This window comes from Edaphosphingomonas laterariae (assembly GCF_900188165.1).
GTDB classification, from domain to species: domain Bacteria; phylum Pseudomonadota; class Alphaproteobacteria; order Sphingomonadales; family Sphingomonadaceae; genus Sphingomonas_E; species Sphingomonas_E laterariae.
Map to the genome: position 1 here is coordinate 50,347 of NZ_FZOS01000023.1, position 6,736 is coordinate 57,082.

The 6,736-nt window shown below is 64.9% G+C and carries 6 protein-coding genes; 4 read left to right on the forward strand and 2 right to left on the reverse strand.

Annotation, left to right across the window (positions count from 1 at the left end; translation table 11 throughout):
• Window positions 1-65 precede the first annotated feature (65 nt).
• From CHB74_RS16340 to CHB74_RS16355, 4 genes are all read left to right on the forward strand, one after another.
• The gene (locus CHB74_RS16340) at window positions 66-1,319 is read left to right on the forward strand and encodes a metallophosphoesterase family protein (RefSeq protein ID WP_179220879.1); all 1,254 of its coding nucleotides are present in this window, start codon (window positions 66-68) and stop codon (window positions 1,317-1,319) included.
• 3 nt (window positions 1,320-1,322) lie between these two features.
• Window positions 1,323-4,772, forward strand: a complete 3,450-nt coding sequence (locus CHB74_RS16345; RefSeq protein WP_089220674.1) for an ATP-binding protein — start codon at window positions 1,323-1,325, stop codon at window positions 4,770-4,772.
• A gap of 364 nt (window positions 4,773-5,136) precedes the next feature.
• Window positions 5,137-5,406 (forward strand): CopG family ribbon-helix-helix protein, encoded by a 270-nt coding sequence (locus CHB74_RS16350; protein ID WP_020819389.1) that lies wholly within the window; start codon window positions 5,137-5,139, stop codon window positions 5,404-5,406.
• Window positions 5,403-5,696, forward strand: coding sequence for a type II toxin-antitoxin system RelE/ParE family toxin (locus CHB74_RS16355; RefSeq protein ID WP_089220675.1), 294 nt, complete (start codon window positions 5,403-5,405; stop codon window positions 5,694-5,696). Before CHB74_RS16350 ends, CHB74_RS16355 begins: the two co-directional genes overlap by 4 nt.
• 39 nt (window positions 5,697-5,735) lie before the next feature.
• Here the strand turns inward: CHB74_RS16355 and CHB74_RS16360 are convergent, their stop codons facing one another.
• Window positions 5,736-6,347: a DarT ssDNA thymidine ADP-ribosyltransferase family protein gene (locus tag CHB74_RS16360; RefSeq protein WP_089220676.1), complete on the reverse strand. Its 612-nt coding sequence runs from the start codon at window positions 6,345-6,347 to the stop codon at window positions 5,736-5,738.
• On the reverse strand, window positions 6,344-6,736 hold a 393-nt coding region (locus tag CHB74_RS16365), incomplete at its 5' end, for a toprim domain-containing protein (RefSeq protein ID WP_245842976.1). The genes CHB74_RS16365 and CHB74_RS16360, both read right to left, overlap by 4 nt.

The following is a 6,736-nucleotide window of genomic DNA, read 5'->3' on the forward strand; positions in this document are numbered from 1 at the left end:
GCACTACACAAACGGAGGATCGCGGTGACCCAGAGAATATCGCCGCTTTCGAGGGGGGAAGAGTTTTGAGCGATTTTCGTTTCCTGCATGCCGCCGACATTCATCTCGACAGCCCGCTCCATGGCCTGTCGAGATATGAAGGTCTGCCCGAGGACGACATAAGAGGAGCCACCCGCGCGGCTTTCGACAATCTGGTACAACGCGCCATCGACGAAGATGTCGATTTCGTCGTGATCGCTGGCGACCTCTTCGACGGTGAGTGGAAGGACATGAGCACCGGCCTCTATTTCGCCCGCGCCATGGGCCGCCTGGATCGGGCCGAAATCCCGGTCTTCCTTCTCGCCGGCAACCATGATGCCGCCTCCGTCATCACCCGCAGCATTCCCTGGCCGCCCAATGTCCGCCTGTTCAGCGCGCGGCGGCCGGAAACCCATCTGCTTGCCGAGCTTCAGGTCGCTGTCCACGGACAGAGCTTCTCGACACCGGCTGTCACCGACAATCTCGTTCCGTCCTATCCCGCCGCTGCAGAGCATCACTTCAATATCGGGATGCTGCACACCGCGCTGGCAGGCCGGAAGGGCCACGCCGATTATGCTCCCTGCAGCCTGGATGATCTCAAGGCCAAGCAATACGATTACTGGGCGCTCGGCCATGTCCATCAACACGAGATCGTGTGCGAGGCGCCCCATGTCGTCTTCCCGGGCAACATCCAGGGCCGCACGATCCGCGAGACGGGCCCCAAGGGCGCGGTGATCGTCACCGTGGAGGATGGTCAGGTTTCCTCCATCGATCGATTGAATCTGGATGTGATCCGCTGGCTCGCGGTCGATGTCGACTGTAGCGACGTGCCGGCCGACAGCATTGCGGAACGCATGCGCTCCGCGCTTCTTGAAGCGTGGCAGCGCGGCGGCGATGGATTGCCCCTCGTCACACGGCTTGTGCTGACGGGCGAGACCGACAGCGCCGGCGCGCTCATCGACAGCGCCGCGGACCTGCGCGACGTCGCGCGCGCCGTGGCCGCTTCGATCTCGCCCAATCTCTTCATCGAGAAAGTGAAGCTGCTCGTGACGAAGCCCGCCACCGCCAGTGAGGTGATTGTCGGCGACGATCTCGCTGCCTTGATCGACCGAGCCGCTACCGATCCTCAACTGCACGAGCTGCTGGCCGCGGACCTTTCGCCCTTCCTGCTCGCGGCGCAGAGCCTGCTCCCCGATGCCGATGAAGCGGACCTTCGCCGCTATGCCGGCGACGGCAAGTGGGACGCGGTCATCGGAACCGCCGCCCAGGCGCTCCGCTCGCGTTTGACGAAGGGGGACTGAGCGATGCGGTTCGCCACCCTGTCACTCGAGCGTTATGGTCGTTTCGAGGATTGCGAGCTTTCCTTTCGCCAGGGCGACCCCGATCTTCACGTGGTGTACGGCGCCAACGAAGCGGGAAAGTCCACCTCGCTTGCGGCGGTCTCCGATCTGTTGTTCGGTTTCCCGGCACGGTCTCCCTACAACTTCGTCTACGACTACGCCCTGCTGCGCGTGGGGGCCGTGCTCGAGGACGAGGGGCACAGCTTCGCTTGTCGCCGCAAGAAGGGGACGGCCGGGACACTGATCGATGCCGAGGATCGTCTCCTCGACGAAGCTATGCTGCTCGCCATGCTGCGGGGGCAGACGCGCGAGACATTCGCACTCTCCTTCAGCCTCGACCAGGATGGCCTGCGAGCGGGCGGGCGGGCCATGGTCGAGGCCCGCAACGACCTGGGCCGAGCCCTCTTTGCCGCAGGCTCCGGGCTCACGGGTGTTGCGGACGAATTGGCTCGCCTCGAGAGCGAAGCCGATGCGATCTGGGGACAACGCGCCGCGGCGAGGCGGAGCTTCACGCAGGCCCAACGCGATTTCGAAGCGCAGACCCGGGCAGTCCGAGACCAGGCCCTCAAGCCGAAGGCTTGGCTCGATGCCAAAGGCGCGGTCGCGGACGCCCAGCAGATGCTCGAAGAGGTTCAGCGGCGGCGCGACGCAGTGCTTGCCGAGGTCAGCCGCCTCGAGCGCATCCGCCGGATTGCGCCTGCCGTCCGTCTTCGCAGCGACCATCTCGCGGCGCTTGCCGCCCACATGGATACGATTGATATCGGGCCGCAGCGCGAACACGCCGCCGAAGCGGCAATGGCCGAGATGGAGGCCGCTTCGCGTGCAAGGGCCGCCGCTCAGAATCTGGTGAACGAAGCCCGGGCACAGATCGATGCGCTTTCTCCTGATCCGTCGGTCCTCGCCCACGACGCCGAAATCGACGCGCTGATCGCTTCGTCGGGCGCGGTGACAAAGGGTCAACAGGACTTAGCGCGTCTGAGCGAGGAGCGATCCGCATCGGGAGGTCTTGTCGCCCGGCTCCGCGCCGAAGCCGGCGCGCTCGCCTCCGATCCCCCCACACGGATCGTAAGTTCCAGACTGCGCGAAATCGCGCTCGGCCATGCCGAGGATCTCGCCGCGCTCCGGCAGATCGAAGAGAGTGAGCAGGACCTGGCTGAAAGGCGTGTCGCGATCGAGAGGAAGATTGCGGATCGCCCCCAAACAGGAAATCTGACCGCGATCGTAACGGCGATCGACCTTGCCAGGACCCTCGGGGCCGATGCGGACGCGCGCTGCGAACTGGCGCAACGCAAAGCCGACCGGGCCGCGGCCAGCCTGGACGTGGCGCTCGCTCGGCTCGCGCCCTGGAGCGGGGACGCATCGGCCCTGGCCGCGCTTCCCAGACTGGCACGGCACGAAATCGAAGACGTGCGATCCGTCCTTTCCGAAGCCGAGACCGATCTGCAGCGGGCAAGAGACGCCGCTTCGCGCGCCCGCGAAGAGGCCGAGGCGCTCTCCCTCGAAATGGAGCAGCTCTCGTCGGGCGCTGCGGTAGCTGACGAGGAGATCACCGCCGTTCGAAGCGAGCGCGACGCGTTCTGGCGACCGCTGCGCGCGCACATGCGGCAAGGCATGGCCCTCCCCTCCCCTGATGAAGCTGTCGATGCTTATGAGACGGCAGTCGCTCGAGCAGATGAACGCGGAGATGCCCGCTACGCCGCCGCCGACGAGTCGAGCCGTCTGACGGTCATGGGTCAACGCCGGACCAGGCTCCTTCTGGCCGCTGACCAGGCGGACACGCGCGCGCAGGCGGCAAGCGATCGTCGCGAAAGCGTGCTGACGGGCTGGGCACGAAAGTTGGCGGAGGCGGGCTATCCGGCGTTGGAGCCCAACCGGTTCCTCGGTTGGATGTCCGAGCGGGAAACGGCCGAGGCAGCACATCGGGAGGCAATCGATGCCCACGACGATGCCAGCGCGATCGTTGCGCGGCGCAATGAATTGCGGGCCGGCCTGGTCGCCGCCCTCGCAGACGAGTCCGTGCCCAAGGGAGAAGACCTCCTACCGCTGCTGGCCTTCGCCACACGGATTCGGCAAGCCGGCGAGGCGGCCGCCGAGCAGCACAGACTCGACGAGGCCGCACTCGCACAAATCGGGCAAGATGCGGAAGGCCTGCAGCGCCGCCGCAAGCGCGTCGATGAGAGTATGACAACGCGGATGGAGGCCTGGCGCGTGCTGCTGGTCGAAGCGGACATCGATCTCGACATAGCCAGCGCTCCGGCAGCGCTCGATGTCCTGGACGAGCTCAGAGCCGCGATTGCCGCGCAGCGAGACCTGCAGACACGCATCGACGGCATAGCGAGGGACGCGCATGAACATGACGAAAGCGTCGCGGCCTTAACCGCAAGTCTGGGGATAGCCGCCTCGGGCGGCGGAGTGACGCTGCTCGAAGGGATGCGGGCCCGGCTCTCGGCGGCGCGCTCGACCGCAAGCGTCCTGGAGGCACTCGAGGAAAGCATTGCCGGCCGAAGCGCCGAGATGGCGGCCGAAGACGCACGGCATGCTGCGGCCTGGGCGTCGCTGACCACGCTTCTGGAGGAGACGGGCGCTACCGACCTGCAGGGCCTGGGTGCGGCCATCGAGTGTTCGCGGGCAGCGCGCGCCCTGCGCCACGCGGTCAGCGAAGCAGAAGCCGCGATCGTCGCGGCGGGCGACGGCAAGGGACTGGATGAGCTTGTCGGGTCCCTGGAAGACGTCGATGCTGACGGTCTGGCCGTCCGAATCCAGTCGCTCTCGGGGCAACTGACCCAGCTCAACGATGAGGTTGCCACTGCGGCAAGCGCCCACGGCGATGCCAGGAGAGTCTTTGCCGGTCTGGAGGCGCAAAGCGGCTCGTCCGCCGACGCAGCCTCGGATGCCGAGCAGGCCCGGGCCGAGCTCGCTGTTCTTGCCGAAGATTTTATCCTGAAGCGAGCCGAAGCCGTCACGCTACGCTGGGCGATTGAACAATATCGCGAGCGCCATCAGGATCCCATGCTTCTGCGCGCAAGCGAGATCTTCCGCCGGCTGACGATCGGGCGATATGCGGCGCTGCGGATCGACAGCGACGGACCCAATTCACGGCTCCTGGGGTTACGCGACGACGGCAGGACCGTGGTGGACGTCGGGGCGATGAGCGAGGGAACCACGGACCAGCTCTTTCTCGCGCTTCGCCTCGCAGCTGTCGAGCAATCCATCGCGGCCGGTGTTCGCCTGCCCTTCCTCGCGGACGACTTGTTCGTCAATTTCGACGATGAGCGTTCCGAGGCAGGTTTCAGGGTGCTGGCGGAACTCGCGCGATCGACGCAGGTGCTGTTCTTCACCCATCACCCCCATCTGGCGGCGATCGCCCGATCTGTCGTCGGCGAGGACCTTCACTCGGAATGCTCCCTGGCCTGAGACAGCCGAGCGACCTTCAGATCAAGCCGCCCTGGACTGGCTGTTCGAGCGCGGAACGCGCGGCTCCGACACTCTTTCGGCGCTTTGTGTACGCAACCTGCAGCGGCACCTGTCCTCGTCCCATTCGATGCGCGCCAGCGAATATCGCCGCGGCTAGCAATTGCCCGACGGCTTCGATCTAAGGCCGCATGACGTGGCGGAGGCTGCGGAAATGCGGCAGCGGGTCAAGGACGCCTTGAAGGACGGCAAATAGCGGAGCGCGGCCTCCAGCGCCTTTGCCCGGTTCTCGACTCCGCGGCTCCCCAACTTGCGTTTTCTCGTCAGTATGATTATATTTTAATCGGACTGATAACAGGTGATAAACATGGCGACCGAGACGAAGGTATTGACCGCGCATGTCCCCCTGGGGCTCGCGGAAAAGGTTGAAGCAATGGCCTCGCGACTCGAACGCTCGCGCGGCTGGGTGGTGAAGCAAGCGCTCGCCGCCTGGGTCGATCAGGAGGAGGAGCGTCACCGGATGACGCTCGAAGCCCTGGAGGATGTCGATGCCGGACGGGTGATCGACCACCAGGCGATCACGGCATGGGCCGACAGCCTTGGGACGGACAAGCCGCTACCCTCGCCGGTCAAATGAAGATCCAGTGGACCAGCAAGGCGTCGTCGGACCTTGTGCGTCTGCACGAGCATCTGGGCCCTGTCGCACCCGAAGCGGCGGCGCGCGTGGTCCAGCAACTCGCCCACGCACCGGATCGGCTGCTCGATTATCCAAGGATCGGCGAGAAGCTGGAAGCCTATGAACCGCGCGAGATCCGCCGGATCATCGTCGGCAATTACGAGATGCGCTACGAGATCGCGGCCGGAACGATCTTCATGCTGCGCCTCTGGCATTGCCGCGAAAACCGCAACTTCGAATCGGAGCAGTAGCGAGGATGCGATCGACCACCGCCGCAGTCGCTTCTATCCTCAGACCAGACCGAAATCCTGAAATTCAACCTGCCGCAGTCGGCCGGACAGCCCGTTCCGAATAGCTCTCACGGGTTCCGCCAGTCCCGGTTGACCGACGATGGCACCATGAATGTGGTCGGCTTCGATCGGCTGAAGGACTTGCACTTCGGCTTCAGGGTCGGTGGAAAAATGAGGTGCGAGATCTCGCCTCTCCTCTTCGCCGCCAGCGAACATCTGCGCAAATGCCCACGGGCCTCCGCAATAGCCCCTATGGTTCTTGACCTCGTTCCTTGCCGCGTTGCGCCAGCAGAATCGGCAATCATGCGTCCACAAGATGGTTGCGGAAAGGACAAGCACGATCCAGTCGACATGACCACTTTTGCGTCGCTTTGCCGCGAACATCGGCCCGTTCACACGCGAAATCGAAACAGAGACGGCGTCTTCGTTTCCATCCAATCGGCCGTAATCGCTGGCATATGCCAAATGATCGGCTGCTGCCAGATCGCGGCGCGGCCATAAGCCATGCTTCACGATCCCAGTGAGATTCGCAGCTTGGGTGAAATGCAGCAGGAACCGCACGTCGCGGTCCACGGCGATGGAGCGGATAGGCGTCCTGCGGGCCTCCTTCATCGCAATGATCCCATAGACGCCTCCAATACCTCCGCCCAGTCTTTGACGCCGCGCGGCGCCATCCGCGTTATCTCAAGACCGGGCCGAGCATATCGCAACGCCGCGCGTGCCGCCGCCAGTTCACCTTCAGCGTCATTGTCGACGGCGAGGATCAAGGATGTCAGACCTTGCGGCAGCAGGATCTGATCGAGACGCCGTGCACCCAAGCTCGCCCAGCAGGGAGCTCCTTGAATGAGGGTGAAGGCCCGCGCGGTTTCGAAGCCCTCGGCGAGCGCCAGGCAAGAAGCCCCCCGCCCTCCCCCTTGCCATGCCCCCTGCCCTGGCCGCACAAGCATGCGCCTCATGCCGCACTTTCCCGTTTCCACGTCGACGAAGCTCCGGAGGATCAC